The organism is Halomarina salina (assembly GCF_023074835.1).
In the GTDB taxonomy this organism is placed as follows: Archaea; Halobacteriota; Halobacteria; order Halobacteriales; family Haloarculaceae; genus Halomarina; species Halomarina salina.
On record NZ_JALLGW010000001.1, the window covers coordinates 1,058,982 to 1,072,620 of the forward strand.

The following is a 13,639-nucleotide window of genomic DNA, read 5'->3' on the forward strand; positions in this document are numbered from 1 at the left end:
TCACTCGCTCGACTCCCCGCCGTACGTCGCGACGTACGACGTCTGCCCGGCGACCGCCGCCTCGTCGAGTGCCGCACGGACCCTCGCGGGCTCCGCGCCCGGCTCCACGTCGAGTGGCTCCGTGAGTCCGTACATCGTGAACTGGTAGCGGTGGGACTCGCCGTTCGGTGAACACGGACCGGTGTAGCCGACCGTCCCCTCCGAGTTCGTCCCCTGCGAGACGGTCGGTGGCTCGCCGTCCGTCTCGACGTCGAGCGTCACGCGAGCCTCGTTGGCGAGGTTCTCGGGGACCTCTTCGAGCGTCGACGGGACGTCCCACAGCGTCCAGTGGACGAACGGGTCCGGTCCCGCGTCGGGGTCGGTCACCACGAGCGCGAGCGACGTGATGGGCGCGGCCGCCGCGACGACGACGAGGTTCGGCGAGACGTTCTCGCCGTCGCAGGTGATTCGGCTCCGGAGCCGGCCCGCGTCGATGGCGGGCACCTCGAAGGTGAGCGTCGCGGACTGCGTCCGAATCGACTCGTCGCCCTTCGAGTCGTTGCCCGCGCCCGACCCGCCACTCGTACACCCCGACAGCGCCACGACCGCCCCACCAGCGGTCGCCAGGAAGGCCCGTCGCTTCATGGCCGGGTCTTCGACCGGGCTACCCTTGAAGGGCGACGGTCGACGCCCGACCGTCGGACGTTTCCCGCTCGACCCCCACGGAGAGACGATGAACGACCCACGTCGGACCGACGCGGGGGAGCGGTCGACGGGTAGCCACCGGTTCGCTCGCTCCCGGCGCGCGGTGCTCGCTGGCGCGGCGACCGTCGGCACGTCGGCGCTCGCCGGCTGTCTCGGCGTCCTCACGGGCGACGACGCCGCGCGGTTCGAGGCGGACGCCGCGACGGTGCCCGAGTCGGCGCTGTCGGAGACGGGCTACAGCCACCGCCGCACCCGCGACGACACGGTCACCCGGACGGTCGAGGCGGGTGGACAGTCGCGCGAGGTGGAGGCCGTCAACGTCCTCGCGGAGTACGAGCGCGCCGCCGACGTCCCCGTCGTCGGTCGGGTCAGGGCGGCGGTGTTCACCGCGTTCTCGACGCCGCAGGTGTCGGTGCTCGGCGAGACGTTCAACCCCGTCGGCGAGATGTCCACCGACGAACTCGTGGCGATGGTCCAGAAGCGCTACGACGGCGTCCGCGACCTCAGCCGCGAGAGCGAGCGTCGCGTGACGGTGCTCGGCGAGTCGACGCCAGCGACGCGGTACGCCGGGTCGGCGCGCCTCGTGGCGGGCGACGTCCGCGTCGACATCTACCTCACCGTCACCGAAGCGGTCGCCGCTGGCGAGGACTTCGTCCTCGGCGTCGCGGCCTACCCGCAGGTCCTCGACGACCGCGACGCGGTGACGCGACTGCTGGAGTCGCTGCAACACGAGGGGTGACGGAGCGTCGACGGTCCCGTGGCGGGTCTCGGGTCGTGCCGGTGACCACCGCGGTGCGACGGTCCCGCCTTCACGACTGAACACGACCCTGCCTGCGCCACCAACCCCGAAACTCATTACGGCCCAACCGCGTAGCATCTCCCAATGCTGTTGGTCCTCTGTGTCGACCTCGACGACGACCTCGGGCGGAAGACCGGGTTCAAGACCCCGGTCGTCGGCCGGGACGCCGTCGAGGAGGCCGCGGTCGCGCTCGCCACCGCCGACCCCGAGGACTCCGACGTCAACGTGCTGTTCGAGGGCGTCCACCTCTACGACCAGTTCGACGAGGAGGAGCGCGAGGTGGCCGTCGTCACGGGGACGAACGGGAGCGACGTCGCCGCCAACCGGAAGGTGGGCGAGGAGGTCGACACCGTGCTCGCCCGCCTCACGACCGGCGAGGACGTGCAGGCCATCGTCGTCACCGACGGCGCACAGGACGAGTCGGTCATCCCCGTCATCCGCTCGCGGGTGCCCATCGACGGCGTGCGCCGGGTCGTCGTCCGGCAGGCCCAGGACCTCGAATCGATGTACTACACCATCAAGCAGGTACTCGACGACCCGGAGACCCGGGGGACCATCCTCATCCCGATGGGTATCCTCCTGCTCGTCTACCCGCTGTTCGTCGTCGCCGAGTTCCTCGAACTGCCGGGCGTGACGTTCGGCGTCGTCTCGGGGCTGCTGGGCCTGTACCTGCTGTTCCGGGGCCTGGGCGTCGAGCGCGCAATCGACAGCCTCGTCGACCGCGCGCGCTCGGGACTGTACGCCGGTCGCGTGACGCTGGTGACGTACGTCGTCGCAACCGCACTGCTCGTCATCGGCGGCGCGGGCGGCGTCGAGGAACTGGAGGCGATGCGGTCGGCGAGCGGCGACGTCGGCATCCTCCGGTCGTCCGTCGCCCTGGTCAACGGGGCGGTGGTCTGGTTCGCCGCGGCGGGCGTCGTGGCCAGCCTCGGGCGCATCACCGACGAGTACCTCCGCGAGCGGTTCCGGTGGCGCTACTGCAACGCCCCGTTCTACGTGCTCGCCATCGCGGCCGTCCTGGAGGGCGTCAGCGCCTACTTCCTCGAGTTCGCGGGCGCGTCGTACCTCGCGGGCGCGCTCACCGTCGGGACGCTGCTGGGCGTCGTCAGCACGCTCGTCTTCGCCATCGCGGAGTCCCGGTTCTCCCGCGTGCGGGAGACGACGGTCTGAGACGAGACCGGTAGAGCAGCGACTCCCCGACCCACCGACGACCGGTGGGCGGTGGCCTCCACCGAACCTGACCACAGTCGTGCGCCGTTCACAGGCCACCGCGCGACGGAACAGCGTCGCGCGGCACTCTCCCACCAACGCCTTTGCCGTCGCTGGTCGAACGCGGTGGTATGCCACTCGACACGAGCGACGAGGCCTGGCTGAACGCCGCCGAGGCGTCCACGCACCGCGAGGCGGTCCACCAGTACCTCCGGGACCACGCGGGGGTCGCGTACCACGACCGGGAACTCGCCGACGCCGTGATGGGAACCGCGTGGGCGGCGCGCGGCGACGGCCGCGTGACCGACTCCGACGCGATTCACGACCTCGTCTACACCCAGTTCCTCCACGACCAGCTCGACGAACTCGTGCGCCAGGGGGACGTCGAGGCGCGTAACGTGCCGACCGCGCACGTCACGGGGGAACCCGTTCCCGACGACTGGGACCACGTCACCTACTACAGCGTCAGCCGGTAGGGTCCGTGGGTCGCGTCGCGACCGTCGAAAAGAGCCGCTACAGTCGTCTTACTGCTCGTTAACGTACGTGAACCACTCGTCGTGGTCGTCGGTCCGGCGCTCGACGAGGTCGAAGAACGCCTTCTGGAGCTCTTCGGTGACGGGGCCGCGAGAGCCGTTGCCGATCTCGTTGTCGTCGACGCTGCGGATGGGCGTCACCTCGGCCGCGGTGCCGGTGAAGAACAGTTCGTCGGCGGTGTACAGTTCGCCCCGCGAGATGGTGGCCTCGTCGTGGACCTCGTACCCGCGCTCCTCGGCGAGCGTGATGGCCGTCTTCCGGGTGATGCCGTCGAGGATGGACTCGGCGAGACCGGGCGTGTATATCTCGCCGTCCTTGACGAGGAAGATGTTCTCGCCGGGACCCTCCGCGACGTTGCCCTCCTTGTTCAGGACGATAGCTTCGACGTAGCCGTTGCCGCGGGCCTCCTCGCCCGCGAGCATCGAGTTGAGGTACGGGCCGGTCGCCTTCGCGTTCGTCGGAATCTGGCTGGAGGCGTGTTTCCGCCACGAGGAGACCATCACGTCGACGCCGTTCTCGATGGCGTCCTCGCCGAGGTACGCGCCCCACGGCCAGCAGGCGATCATCGTCCGCGTCGGGCAGTCGCCCGGCGAGACGCCCAGAGAGTTGTAGCCGTAGAACGCAAGCGGGCGGATGTAACAGGATTCGAGGTCCTGCCGGCGGATGAGTTCGAGCGTCGCCTCGGTCAGTTCCTCGTGGTCGTGGTCGATCTCCATGTCGTACGGCTTCGCGGAGTCGAACAGCCGGTCGAGGTGCTCCTCCCAGCGGAAGATGGCCGGGCCGCGTTCGGTGTCGTAACAGCGCACGCCCTCGAAGACGCCGGTCCCGTAGTGGAGTCCGTGGGTGAGGACGTGCACCTGCGCGTCCTCCCAGTCGACGAACTCGCCATCCATCCAGATGGTGTCGACGTCCATGTCGGCAAATGCCATATCAGAACCTCCGCACCGGCCCTCTTGAGTGTTGGCGATTCTTGCCTGCGCTCCGTCGGTCGATTCGGGTCAGCTCCGCACGTCTACTTACTCTCGCCCACCACCGTCAGCGAGCGAGAGGGTCTTCACTCGCCCCACCGCGTCGAAGTCGCGTAACTCGTAGACGAGTTCCCGGACGCGTTCGGCGTCGCCGCGGCAGAACACCGTCTCCAGACACCACTCGCCCTGGTGGGCGTGGCTGGTCGACTGGATGACGTCCTGGTAGTCGTGCTGGACATCGTGCAACGCGCCGATAATCTCGTGGTGGGCGTAGTCGAACGCCAGCACCGCCGTCACCTCGCCCGTGAGCGATTCGAGCCGAGCGTGGGCTTCGGTGTACTCCTTGACCGCTTCGCGGACGGCCCGCGAGCGCGAGTCGATACCCTCGGCTTCCCACACCTCGTCGAACGCCGCGAGGTCCTCCTCCGGGAGGTTGACCGTCGTTCGCATGCTCGGGGGTGGACGCCACCGGGGAAAGTCGTGCGGGTTCGTCGAGGCGTTCGTCACCCCGCAATCGGCCCCGTTATGCACGCACCCCTGAAGTGGTCATAACAACCGACAGGACCCCGCACCGCCCAGTTCCGGTATGGTCGATCTCCCGCTCTCGTATCTCGGCGTCGTTCTCATCGGGCTCGTCCACGGGGCCGAACCGGGCCACGGCTGGCCCGTCGCCGCCTCCTACGCGCTGAACCGCTCGCGAACGTGGACCGCTGGCCTCGTCGCGGGAGTCGTCATCGGCGTCGGCCACCTCGTCTCCTCTATCGTCGTCGTCGCGGTGTTCGTCCTCGCCGCCGACGCGTTCGACCTGACCAGTCTCGGCTGGATTCGCTACGCGGCGGGTACGCTGCTGATTCTGCTCGGCGTGCGCGAACTCCGCGGCGGCGGCCACCACCACGGCGCAGGTCACGACGCAGACCACGACCACGACCACGACGGCGATGGACACCACGACCACGACGTCGACGACGGCCACGAGCATCACGGAGACGCTCACGGCCACGGAGACGCTCACGGCCACGGAGACGCTCACGCCCACCACGGAGACGCCGACGACGAGACGACGTACCTCACGAGCGTCACGGCCGCCCCTCCCGAGAGAGACCACGCGCACTCGCACGGCGACGGTCGCCGAGACGACGACACTGGCCCCGGGGTGTTGGGGCGCATCCGGCAGTCCCTCCCGTTCGTCGGCGACCACAGCCACGACTCGGGAGGTGGCCACTCCCACGACCACGACCTCTCGGCCGACGACCCGCAGGGGCTGTGGGGAATCGCGGGCGCGGCGTTCCTGCTCGGGTTCGCTCACGAGGAGGAGATCCAGATCCTCGGGTTCTGCACCGGTGCGAGCGGGCAGTGCGTCCAGTTGATGCTCGTCTACGCGACGGCCGTCGTCGTGGCGCTCGTCGCGCTGACGCTGCTGCTCGTGGCCGGGTTCGAACGCTACGAGGAGCGGATGGCGGGGTACGCCGAGTACTTCCACCTGGTCTCGGGCGGCGTCCTCGTCCTCATGGGACTCGGGTTCGTCGCGGGCGTGCTGTAGTCGGGAGGCATCGATGGAGCGTACTCAGCCCAACTGCCGGACGACGTCGCTGCCCTCGACGTACGCCAGACCGTGGCGCTCGGCGTAGGCGCGGGCGTCGTCGGGCGAGAGCGCCCGGCCGGTCCGGTCGTCGAGCATCTCGCAGACGACGACCGCCGGCGGGAGGCGCGCCGCCTCGGCGAGGACGAGGCCGAGTTCGGTGTGGCCCTCGCGGTCCGCGACGAGGTCCGGGGCGGCCCGGAGGAGGTGGACGTGGCCGGGGGCACGGAACTCGCTCGCGAACGCGACGCCGTCGGGGTCTGTGGCGGCCCGCGCGAGTTCCGTGATGGTGAGCGCGCGGTCCTCGTCGGTGATGCCGGTGAACGTCTCGCGGTGGTTCACGGTGAGCGAGAACGACGAGCGCTCGTCGTAGCCCAGGTCGTGGTCCGCGCCGACGGGGTGGTCGATGACCTCCTGGGCGAACGGGAGGTCGAACGCCGCACAGACGTCGTCGGAGAGGGCGACGCAGACCAGGCCGCCCGCGTCGTTGCGCATCCGGGCGACGGCGTCGGCGGTGACGGCCCCCGCGGGGTAGATGAGGTCCGTCTCGCCCTCGCGGTCGGCGGCGTCGTGGACGAGGACGGGGTCGCCGCGCTCGAACGCCGCGACGGCCCGTTCGAGGCTGTCCGTGCGCTGCATCTACTCGCCCTCCACGTGGACGGTGACCCCCTCTCCGTCGTCGAGGCCGAGTTCGTCGCGCAGGCGGTCTGGGGCGATGAGTTCGACCTTGTCCTGCCCGTGGTGCGTGCGTTCGGGGGCGACGACGTGGGCCTCGTCGTAGCCCCCGTCGGTCGACTCGTCGCCGTCGAGCGCGATGGTCGCGGGCCAGCAGAACGCCGGGCCGTAGGTGCGCTCGTCGTCCTCCCAGCCGTCGATGCGGACCGGTTCGAGACCGTCGAGCGCGGCGCGAGCGCGGGTGCTCTCGGCGTCGAGGTCGACGTTCAACGTGCCGGGGAACGGTTCGTAGCCCAGTCGCTCGACGAACTGCTCCTTGTAGCCCGGCAGCGAGATGTAGTGGCGTCCCTCGCCCATCCCGCCCGTGACGGTGCCGTGGAGGTCGACGCCGCGGTCGGACTCGAACAGGCGGCGGTAGTCGGCGTACTCGCGTTCGAGGACGCGTCGGCCCGCCTCGGTGGTCGTGACGTGCTGGCCGTCCGAGACCATCTCGCGGTCGACCAGTCCCGCCTCGTCCAGGTCGCGGAGGCGACGGGAGACGGTCTGGGTCGAGACGTCGAGGCGGTCGGCGAGGCCGGCGCACGACACCGTCGCGCGACCGTCGAGCGCCCCGGCGAGGGCGAGTACCTTCAGCGTCTCGCGGGCGTCGGCCCCGACCGCGAGCGTCGATTCTGCCATAGGTGGTGTGAGTGCGTACCGAGCATAAGCGTAACGAACGCGGTACGCATCACGGATATGTTAACGAATGCGGTGTGGTGACGTCGACCACTCTTCCGGGGAGTCGTCGTCATCGTCGCGGGCGTGTCTCACCGGGTAACGAAACCCGTTTACCGGGTGGCGGGCAAGCGAGCGGTATGTTCCTACCGTTTCGCGACGAGGTGACGACGGCGCTGACCGCCGCCCTCGACGGCCTCGGCTACGGTACCGAGGACCTCGGAATCGAACAGCCACCGGAGGGGATGGCGTCGGTGCTGGCCTCCAGCGTCGCGTTCCGACTCGCCAGCGAGGCGGGTGCGCCGCCGCCGCAGGTCGCCGCGGAACTCGCCGACGAACTCGACCTCTCGGACGCCGACTACGTCGGGCGGTGCGAGACGCAGGGGCCGTATCTCAACTTCTACCCGAGCGAGGACTACTTCTCCGGGACCCTCGGCTCGGCTCAGACCGACACGTTCGGTCGGCTCGAATCGACGGGCGACCGCGTCGTCGTCGAGCACACCTCCGCGAACCCGACCGGGCCGGTCCACGTCGGTCGGGCACGCAACCCCATCGTCGGCGACGCGGTGGCGAACCTGCTGGAGTACGCCGGCAACAGCGTCGAGCGCCACTACTACGTCAACGACGCGGGCCGACAGATGGCGGTGTTCACGTGGGCCTACGAGACGTTCGACGAGTCCGAGCTACCGGAACCGGAGCGCGACCGCATCGAGTACGACCTCGTCCGATACTACCGCAAGGGCAACCAGTACCTGGAGGAGGCCGACGCCGCGGACGTGGCCGAGGCGGAGACCGAGATCGAGGCCATCCTGCAGGGGCTGGAGGAGGGCGACGAGGAGACGTTCGAGCGGGTCACCGAGGTCGTCGACCAGGTGCTGTCGGGGATGCGCGAGTGTCTGCTCCGCCTGCCCGCCGAGTTCGACGAGTTCGTCCGCGAGACGCGGTTCATGCGCGACGGCTCGACCGACGAGGTGGTCGCCCGCCTGAAGGAGTTCGACGAGGCGGTCTACGAGGAGGACGCCTGGCAACTCGACCTCTCCGAGCACGGCATCGAGAAGAACCTCGTCTTCCTGCGCTCGGACGGCACCTCGCTGTACACGACGCGCGACCTCGCTCACCACGAGTGGAAGTTCGAGAACTACGACCGCGCCGTGACGGTGCTCGGCGAGGACCACAAGCTCCAGGCCGACCAGTTGCGCACGACGCTCGACCTGCTCGGCAACGACACCTCGGACCTGGAGTCGGTCATCTACTCGTACGTCAACCTCCCCGAGGGGAAGATGTCGACCCGCGCGGGCACCGGCGTCGACCTCGACGACCTGCTCGACGAGGCGGTCGACCGCGCCCGCGACGAGGTGACCGACCGTCTCGACACCCGCATCCGCGACGACGACCTCGACGAGGACGACGTCGAGCGCATCGCCCACCAGGTCGGCATCGGTGCCGTCCGCTACGACATCGTCTCGAAACAGCCGACGAAGGCCATCACCTTCGAGTGGGACCGCGCGCTCGACTTCGAGGCGCAGTCCGCCCCGTACGTCCAGTACGTTCACGCCCGGACCTGCGGTATCCTGAACGAGGCCGCGGCGGCCGGTATCGACCCGAACCCCGACGTCGACGTCGCACTGCTCGACGCGCCCGAAGAGCGCGACCTGCTCCGCGAAATCGCACGCTTCCCGTCGGTCGTCGAGGAGGCCGCCGACTCGCTCGAACCCCACCAGGTCGCCACGTACACCCGAGAGTTCGCCGAGGCGTTCAACGCCTTCTACCGCGAGTGCTCGGTGCTCAACGCCGAGGACGACGCGGTGGCGGCCGGTCGACTCGCGCTCGTCGCCGCCTCGCGCCACGCCATCGCGAACGCGCTCGACATCCTCGGCGTGGAAGCGCCCGAGTCGATGTGAGCGACGGGGCCGAACGACGAGTACGTCGGTGCGACCCTGGGGTATATCGTCACGCGACGCTCGACGGACGGGGGTCTGAGGCCGTGAGGTGAGAACGGACGCGCTCGCGTGAGGTGGCGTCTCGGGGTGGCCACAGAACTAGGGGGGGACGAACGTTCTGACAGCCTCTGGCCAACCGCCGTCGCCACCAACCACTCGTAAGGACTGCATTCGACTTCTACATTTCACCTAATCTATTTGGTATCACAACTGCTAGCGGGCGAGAATCTTGTGGAATCGGTATCGAGCGGGTCGAATCAGTCGAGCAACCGTCGAAGTCGGCCCAGCGCGCTCCTGCGTTCCTCGTCGTCGCCGTCGGTCTCGGTGTCGGCGTCGTCACCGTCGGGAGCGTCGGCGTCCGAGACGTCGACGCCCGCCTCCGTCGCCGCGTTCTCGATGACGCTCGCTGGCGACTCCTCCACCACGTCGACCCGAGCGCCTCGCTCGGCGTCCGCCTCACCAGCGGCCACGGCTCCAGTGCTCGCGGCATCTGCGCCCGCGTCGCCAGCGCCCGTCTCGTCCGCACCGTCCGTCCCGACCACGGCGTCCGCCGCCGACTCGGACTCGTCGTCCGCGCTCGTCGTCGCCATCGCCGTCCCGTCCGCCCCGATGCGGACCGTCGCGGGCGTCAGCCCCGCCGGAATCGTCGGCGGGTCGGGGGCGACGTGGGCGTAGGTGTCCTCCGGTTCGGGCAGGTGGTCGGTGCCGAGCAGCGCCGCGGCGAGTTCGTTGTACGCCTGGGCGACTGGACTGCCGGGGGTGGCGACGGTGGCGTCGGTGACGAGTCGCTCGTCGGCGGGGACGACGGTGAGCAGTTCGTTCGCGAGTTCCGAGACGACCTGTCTCGTGTACCCGTCGTTGCGGGCGTTGGTGACGAGGACGCCCGCCACGTCGCCGTCGACGCGTTTGGCGAGCTGGCCGGTCTTGGCGGCGTCCTTGATGGCGACGACGTCGGGGGTGGTGACGAGCACCGTCTTGTCCGCGAGGCCGAGCGGGACCGTCACCTCGTGGGAGAGTCCGGCGGCCGTGTCGAGCAACACGACGTCGTAGCGCTGTTTCAGCGGGCCGACGACCGCCCGGAAGTTGGCGGGGTCGGCCGACGCGAACGCGTCGAGCGACTGCGTGCCCCGGACGACGTCGAAGCCGTACTCCGTCGACGCGACGGCGTCGACGACGCTGGCCTCGTCGGCGAGCACCGAGTGGACGGTCCCGCCGTGCTCGACGCCCAGCGCCTCGCCCACGTTCGCCATCCCCAGGTCGGCGTCGACGGCGACCGTGTCGTAGCCCGCGGCGGCGAACGCTCTCGCCAGGTTCACCGTCGTCGTCGTCTTGCCGACGCCACCTTTGCCGCCGGCGATAGCGAACACCTTCCCCATTACGGAGGGCTGAGGACGACGAGTACAAAACGGTTGCTGCCTCTCCCGAGGGTCAAAGGGTACTTACCTGCCATTCCAGTAATGTGGGTAATGAGTAGCCCAGCGGACGACTCGTCCGAGCAGTCCGACCGCCAGAAGTACGAGTTCCAGAAGGTCATCGAGGAGCTCAAGGAGTACTCGGGATCAGGAACGCAGCTCGTCACCATCTACGTCCCGCCGGACCGCATGATTTCGGACGTCGTCGCCCACGTCACCCAGGAGCACAGCGAGGCGGCGAACATCAAGTCGAAGGACACCCGCACCGCGGTCCAGGACGCGCTCACGTCGCTCAAGGACCGGCTTCGCTACTACAAGTCGCCGCCCGACAACGGGATGGTGCTGTTCTCGGGCGCTATCGACAGCGGCGGCGGTCAGACCGACATGGTCACGCGCGTGCTGGAGAACCCACCCGAACCCGTCCAGTCGTTCCGCTACCACTGCGACTCGGCGTTCCTCACCGAACCGCTGGAGGAGATGTTCGGCGACAAGGGCCTCTACGGCCTCGTCGTCCTCGACCGCCGCGAGGCGACCGTCGGCTGGCTGAAGGGCAAGCGCATCGAGGCCGTCAAGTCCGCCTCCTCGCTCGTCCCCGGCAAGCAGCGGAAAGGTGGCCAGTCCGCACAGCGGTTCGCCCGCCTGCGCCTGGAGGCCATCGACAACTTCTACCAGAAGGTCGCCGGGATGGCCAACGACCTGTTCGTCGCTCAGCGCCACGAGATGGACGGCGTCCTCGTCGGCGGCCCCTCGCCGACGAAAGACGAGTTCCTCGACGGCGACTACCTCCACCACGAACTGCAGGACATCGTCATCGGGAAGGTCGACGTCTCGTACACCGACGAGTCGGGGCTGAAGGAGCTCGTCGACTCCGCCGAGGACCTCCTCGCCGAGACGGAGGTGATGAAGGACAAACAGGAGCTCGACGAGTTCTTCAAGCAGCTCCACGACGGCGACAAGGCGACCTACGGGTTCGAGGCCACCCGCAAGAACCTCGTCATGGGGTCGGTCGACCGCCTGCTCATCTCCGAGGACCTCCGGCAGGACGTCGTCAGCTACACCTGCGAGAACGGCCACGAGGAGCGCGAGCGCATCGACAACCGCAAGAACACCCCGGACCACGACTGTTCGGAGTGCGGCGAGACGGTCCCCGCCGAGGAGGGCGAACGCGAGGACGTCATCGAGCACCTGATGGAGATCGCCGACCAGCGCGGCACGGAGACGAAGTTCATCTCGACGGACTTCGAGGAGGGCGAACAGCTGATGAACGCGTTCGGTGGCATCGCGGGCATCCTGCGCTACGAGACCGGCATCTAAGGTGCGTCACGGGCCGACTGACGGGCTACCGTGAACTCGACGACCGCTCGACGACTGGCCCCCCGCCTCGTCTGCGTGAGGCATCTACTCTACTCTACTCTACTCTTCTCGAACGACATTGCACCCTGACGACGCCGGTCTGACGCGGCGAGACGGCCTCTCTTGCAGATAGCAGTGGTCGATACTGCTAATACTCGTGGGAAATAGGGACTTTGTATGTCAACCCTGGTCTACCAAGGAGGCCCCCGGTGATCGTCGAGTTCACGCTCCAGCAACCCACGCTCCTCCAGTCGCTGGGAGCGGTGCCGTCGACTCGGGTCGTCTGGGAGCGGACGGACTCGACGGCCAACGACGAGCGGTTGGTCCTGTTCTGGGCGGAGTCCGACGACTTCGAGGCGTTCGAAGCCGCGATGTACGACGACCCGACCGTCACCGCGCCGCGAACGCTCACGACGGTCGGCGAGCGGCGACTGTACCAGGTCGAACAGACCGGCGAGGGCGTCGCGCAGTCGGTCTATCCCGCCATCGTCGAGGCTGGCGGCGTCGTCCAGCGGTGTACGGCGACCCACGAGGGCTGGTGGTACCGGGTCGTGTTCCCCGACAACGACGCACTGAACCACCTCCACGAGACCTGTACGGACTACGACCTGCACTTCCACCTCGAACGGAAGTACGAGGTGACCGACGAGGACGGTCACTCGAACAGCGTCGGCCTCACCGAGAAACAGCGTACGATGCTCTCACACGCCGTCGAGCAGGGCTACTACGAGGTGCCACGTGAGACCAACCTGGACCGCATCGCCGACGAACAGGGCATCTCTCACCAGGCCGCGTCCGAGCGCCTCCGGCGGGCGGTCGACATCCTGACCCGGCACACCATCATGACCACCGACGAGCAGTCGAACCGGTCGGTGCAGACCGGGACGGACGATGGGAGTGGACAGCGGAGCAGCGGGACGGACTGACGCTCACGTCGCCGACTCCTCCACCGAGGCCAGTCGTCCGAGGCAGCGCCGTTCGGTCTGCTTCAGACATCGCTCTCGCTCCGTTCCTCGTTCTCGACGCGAAGGAACGTCGCGGCCGCGAGCGAGAGGAGGACCATACCGACGAGGAAGAACGCGAGCGCCAGGAGTCCGGACGGGACGCGCGCGGCCACGAGGGCGGCTACACCCGCACCGAGTAGCCACCAGCCTTGTCGGTCGGTGAATCCGGGTAACAGGCCGCGTCGCATACGAGAACGTTGTCTCCGGTTCGTTGTTATACGTTCCCCTACACGAGCTGACGGACCGTCACACTCGCGGCACAGGTCGATTGATACAGCGATTGACGCTGTGAACTGTCCTCACGCCCACCTGGAAGAGCGTCCACCCCGTGGTGTGGAGGAGTCGACCGACTCGTGGAGAGACGGTGGGTGATTGCGAAGGTATAACAGTCATCAAGACCGAACTGAGTCCATGTGTCGGGAGTTGCGGCGTGAGCCAGCCTGGGTGGCGGCGATTCGGCTGGCGTTCCTGCGGGGGGAGGTCACCGTCGAGGGGGTCGTCGAGGAGGCGAACCTGCGACCGGGTCACGAGCGGACCGTCCGGGACGTCCTCTCGACGATGGCCGACCGCGACCTCATCAAGCCGCTCTCCGGTAACGACGACACCTACGTGGCAGGGCCGGTCCTCGTGGACTCCGACCGCCAGCACCTCGACTTCTCGAAGGCGTCGGACGGCGGTGCCCACCGCTGGCAGTCGAGCGACGACTGAGTCGGTCGCGCGGGCGTCTCCCGTCGCTTATCGGTCGCTAGTCGGTCGCTGGTCACTCTT

Annotated in this window: 15 protein-coding genes; 8 read left to right on the top strand and 7 right to left on the bottom strand. The window is 68.6% G+C overall.

Annotated elements, in window-relative coordinates; genetic code table 11:
- Nucleotides 1–624, bottom strand: coding sequence for a YbhB/YbcL family Raf kinase inhibitor-like protein (locus tag MX571_RS05365; RefSeq protein WP_247414557.1), 624 nt, complete (start codon nucleotides 622–624; stop codon nucleotides 1–3).
- Between the two features lie 88 nt (nucleotides 625–712).
- Here MX571_RS05365 and MX571_RS05370 point away from each other — a divergent pair, with 88 nt between their 5' ends.
- The 3 genes from MX571_RS05370 to MX571_RS05380 all read left to right on the top strand — a co-directional run bounded on the left by MX571_RS05370 (nucleotide 713) and on the right by MX571_RS05380 (nucleotide 3,168).
- On the top strand, nucleotides 713–1,423 hold the full coding sequence (locus tag MX571_RS05370) for a DUF6517 family protein (RefSeq protein ID WP_247414558.1): 711 nt from the start codon (nucleotides 713–715) through the stop codon (nucleotides 1,421–1,423).
- A 144-nt stretch (nucleotides 1,424–1,567) separates the two neighbouring features.
- Nucleotides 1,568–2,653: a DUF373 family protein gene (locus MX571_RS05375; RefSeq protein WP_247414559.1), complete on the top strand. Its 1,086-nt coding sequence runs from the start codon at nucleotides 1,568–1,570 to the stop codon at nucleotides 2,651–2,653.
- Between the two features lie 170 nt (nucleotides 2,654–2,823).
- Nucleotides 2,824–3,168, top strand: coding sequence for a hypothetical protein (locus tag MX571_RS05380; protein ID WP_247414560.1), 345 nt, complete (start codon nucleotides 2,824–2,826; stop codon nucleotides 3,166–3,168).
- 48 nt (nucleotides 3,169–3,216) lie between these two features.
- On the opposite strand, the gene MX571_RS05385 is transcribed toward MX571_RS05380, so the two are convergent.
- Nucleotides 3,217–4,155, bottom strand: a complete 939-nt coding sequence (locus MX571_RS05385; protein WP_247414561.1) for a branched-chain amino acid transaminase — start codon at nucleotides 4,153–4,155, stop codon at nucleotides 3,217–3,219.
- Nucleotides 4,156–4,242: 87 nt separating this feature from the next.
- On the bottom strand, nucleotides 4,243–4,644 hold the full coding sequence (locus MX571_RS05390) for a CopG family ribbon-helix-helix protein (RefSeq protein WP_247414562.1): 402 nt from the start codon (nucleotides 4,642–4,644) through the stop codon (nucleotides 4,243–4,245).
- Between the two features lie 136 nt (nucleotides 4,645–4,780).
- On the opposite strand from MX571_RS05390, the gene MX571_RS05395 reads away from it, so the two are divergent.
- Nucleotides 4,781–5,734, top strand: coding sequence for a hypothetical protein (locus MX571_RS05395; RefSeq protein ID WP_247414563.1), 954 nt, complete (start codon nucleotides 4,781–4,783; stop codon nucleotides 5,732–5,734).
- Between the two features lie 24 nt (nucleotides 5,735–5,758).
- Here the strand turns inward: MX571_RS05395 and ribB are convergent, their stop codons facing one another.
- Together ribB and MX571_RS05405 are read right to left on the bottom strand one after the other, a co-directional pair.
- Nucleotides 5,759–6,412, bottom strand: a complete 654-nt coding sequence (ribB, locus tag MX571_RS05400; RefSeq protein ID WP_247414564.1) for a 3,4-dihydroxy-2-butanone-4-phosphate synthase — start codon at nucleotides 6,410–6,412, stop codon at nucleotides 5,759–5,761.
- Nucleotides 6,413–7,126 (bottom strand): DUF120 domain-containing protein, encoded by a 714-nt coding sequence (locus tag MX571_RS05405; protein ID WP_247414565.1) that lies wholly within the window; start codon nucleotides 7,124–7,126, stop codon nucleotides 6,413–6,415. It lies immediately after the preceding gene.
- A gap of 176 nt (nucleotides 7,127–7,302) precedes the next feature.
- Here MX571_RS05405 and argS point away from each other — a divergent pair, with 176 nt between their 5' ends.
- Complete coding sequence (gene argS / locus MX571_RS05410; RefSeq protein WP_247414566.1) at nucleotides 7,303–9,063, top strand: arginine--tRNA ligase; 1,761 nt, start codon at nucleotides 7,303–7,305, stop codon at nucleotides 9,061–9,063.
- Nucleotides 9,064–9,359: 296 nt separating this feature from the next.
- On the opposite strand, the gene MX571_RS05415 is transcribed toward argS, so the two are convergent.
- Nucleotides 9,360–10,478 carry a MinD/ParA family ATP-binding protein gene (locus tag MX571_RS05415; RefSeq protein ID WP_247414567.1) on the bottom strand — a complete coding sequence of 373 codons (1,119 nt, stop codon included), beginning with the start codon at nucleotides 10,476–10,478 and terminating at the stop codon, nucleotides 9,360–9,362.
- Nucleotides 10,479–10,568: 90 nt separating this feature from the next.
- On the opposite strand from MX571_RS05415, the gene prf1 reads away from it, so the two are divergent.
- Both prf1 and MX571_RS05425 read left to right on the top strand, forming a co-directional pair.
- Complete coding sequence (prf1, locus tag MX571_RS05420; RefSeq protein ID WP_247414568.1) at nucleotides 10,569–11,828, top strand: peptide chain release factor aRF-1; 1,260 nt, start codon at nucleotides 10,569–10,571, stop codon at nucleotides 11,826–11,828.
- A 248-nt stretch (nucleotides 11,829–12,076) separates the two neighbouring features.
- Nucleotides 12,077–12,793 (top strand): helix-turn-helix domain-containing protein, encoded by a 717-nt coding sequence (locus MX571_RS05425; protein WP_247414569.1) that lies wholly within the window; start codon nucleotides 12,077–12,079, stop codon nucleotides 12,791–12,793.
- A gap of 62 nt (nucleotides 12,794–12,855) precedes the next feature.
- Here MX571_RS05425 and MX571_RS05430 read toward each other — a convergent pair whose 3' ends face one another.
- The gene (locus MX571_RS05430) at nucleotides 12,856–13,059 is read right to left on the bottom strand and encodes a hypothetical protein (protein ID WP_247414570.1); all 204 of its coding nucleotides are present in this window, start codon (nucleotides 13,057–13,059) and stop codon (nucleotides 12,856–12,858) included.
- Nucleotides 13,060–13,282: 223 nt separating this feature from the next.
- Between MX571_RS05430 and MX571_RS05435 the strand changes: the two genes are divergently transcribed.
- Nucleotides 13,283–13,579: a hypothetical protein gene (locus MX571_RS05435; protein WP_247414571.1), complete on the top strand. Its 297-nt coding sequence runs from the start codon at nucleotides 13,283–13,285 to the stop codon at nucleotides 13,577–13,579.
- Nucleotides 13,580–13,639: the final 60 nt, after the last annotated feature.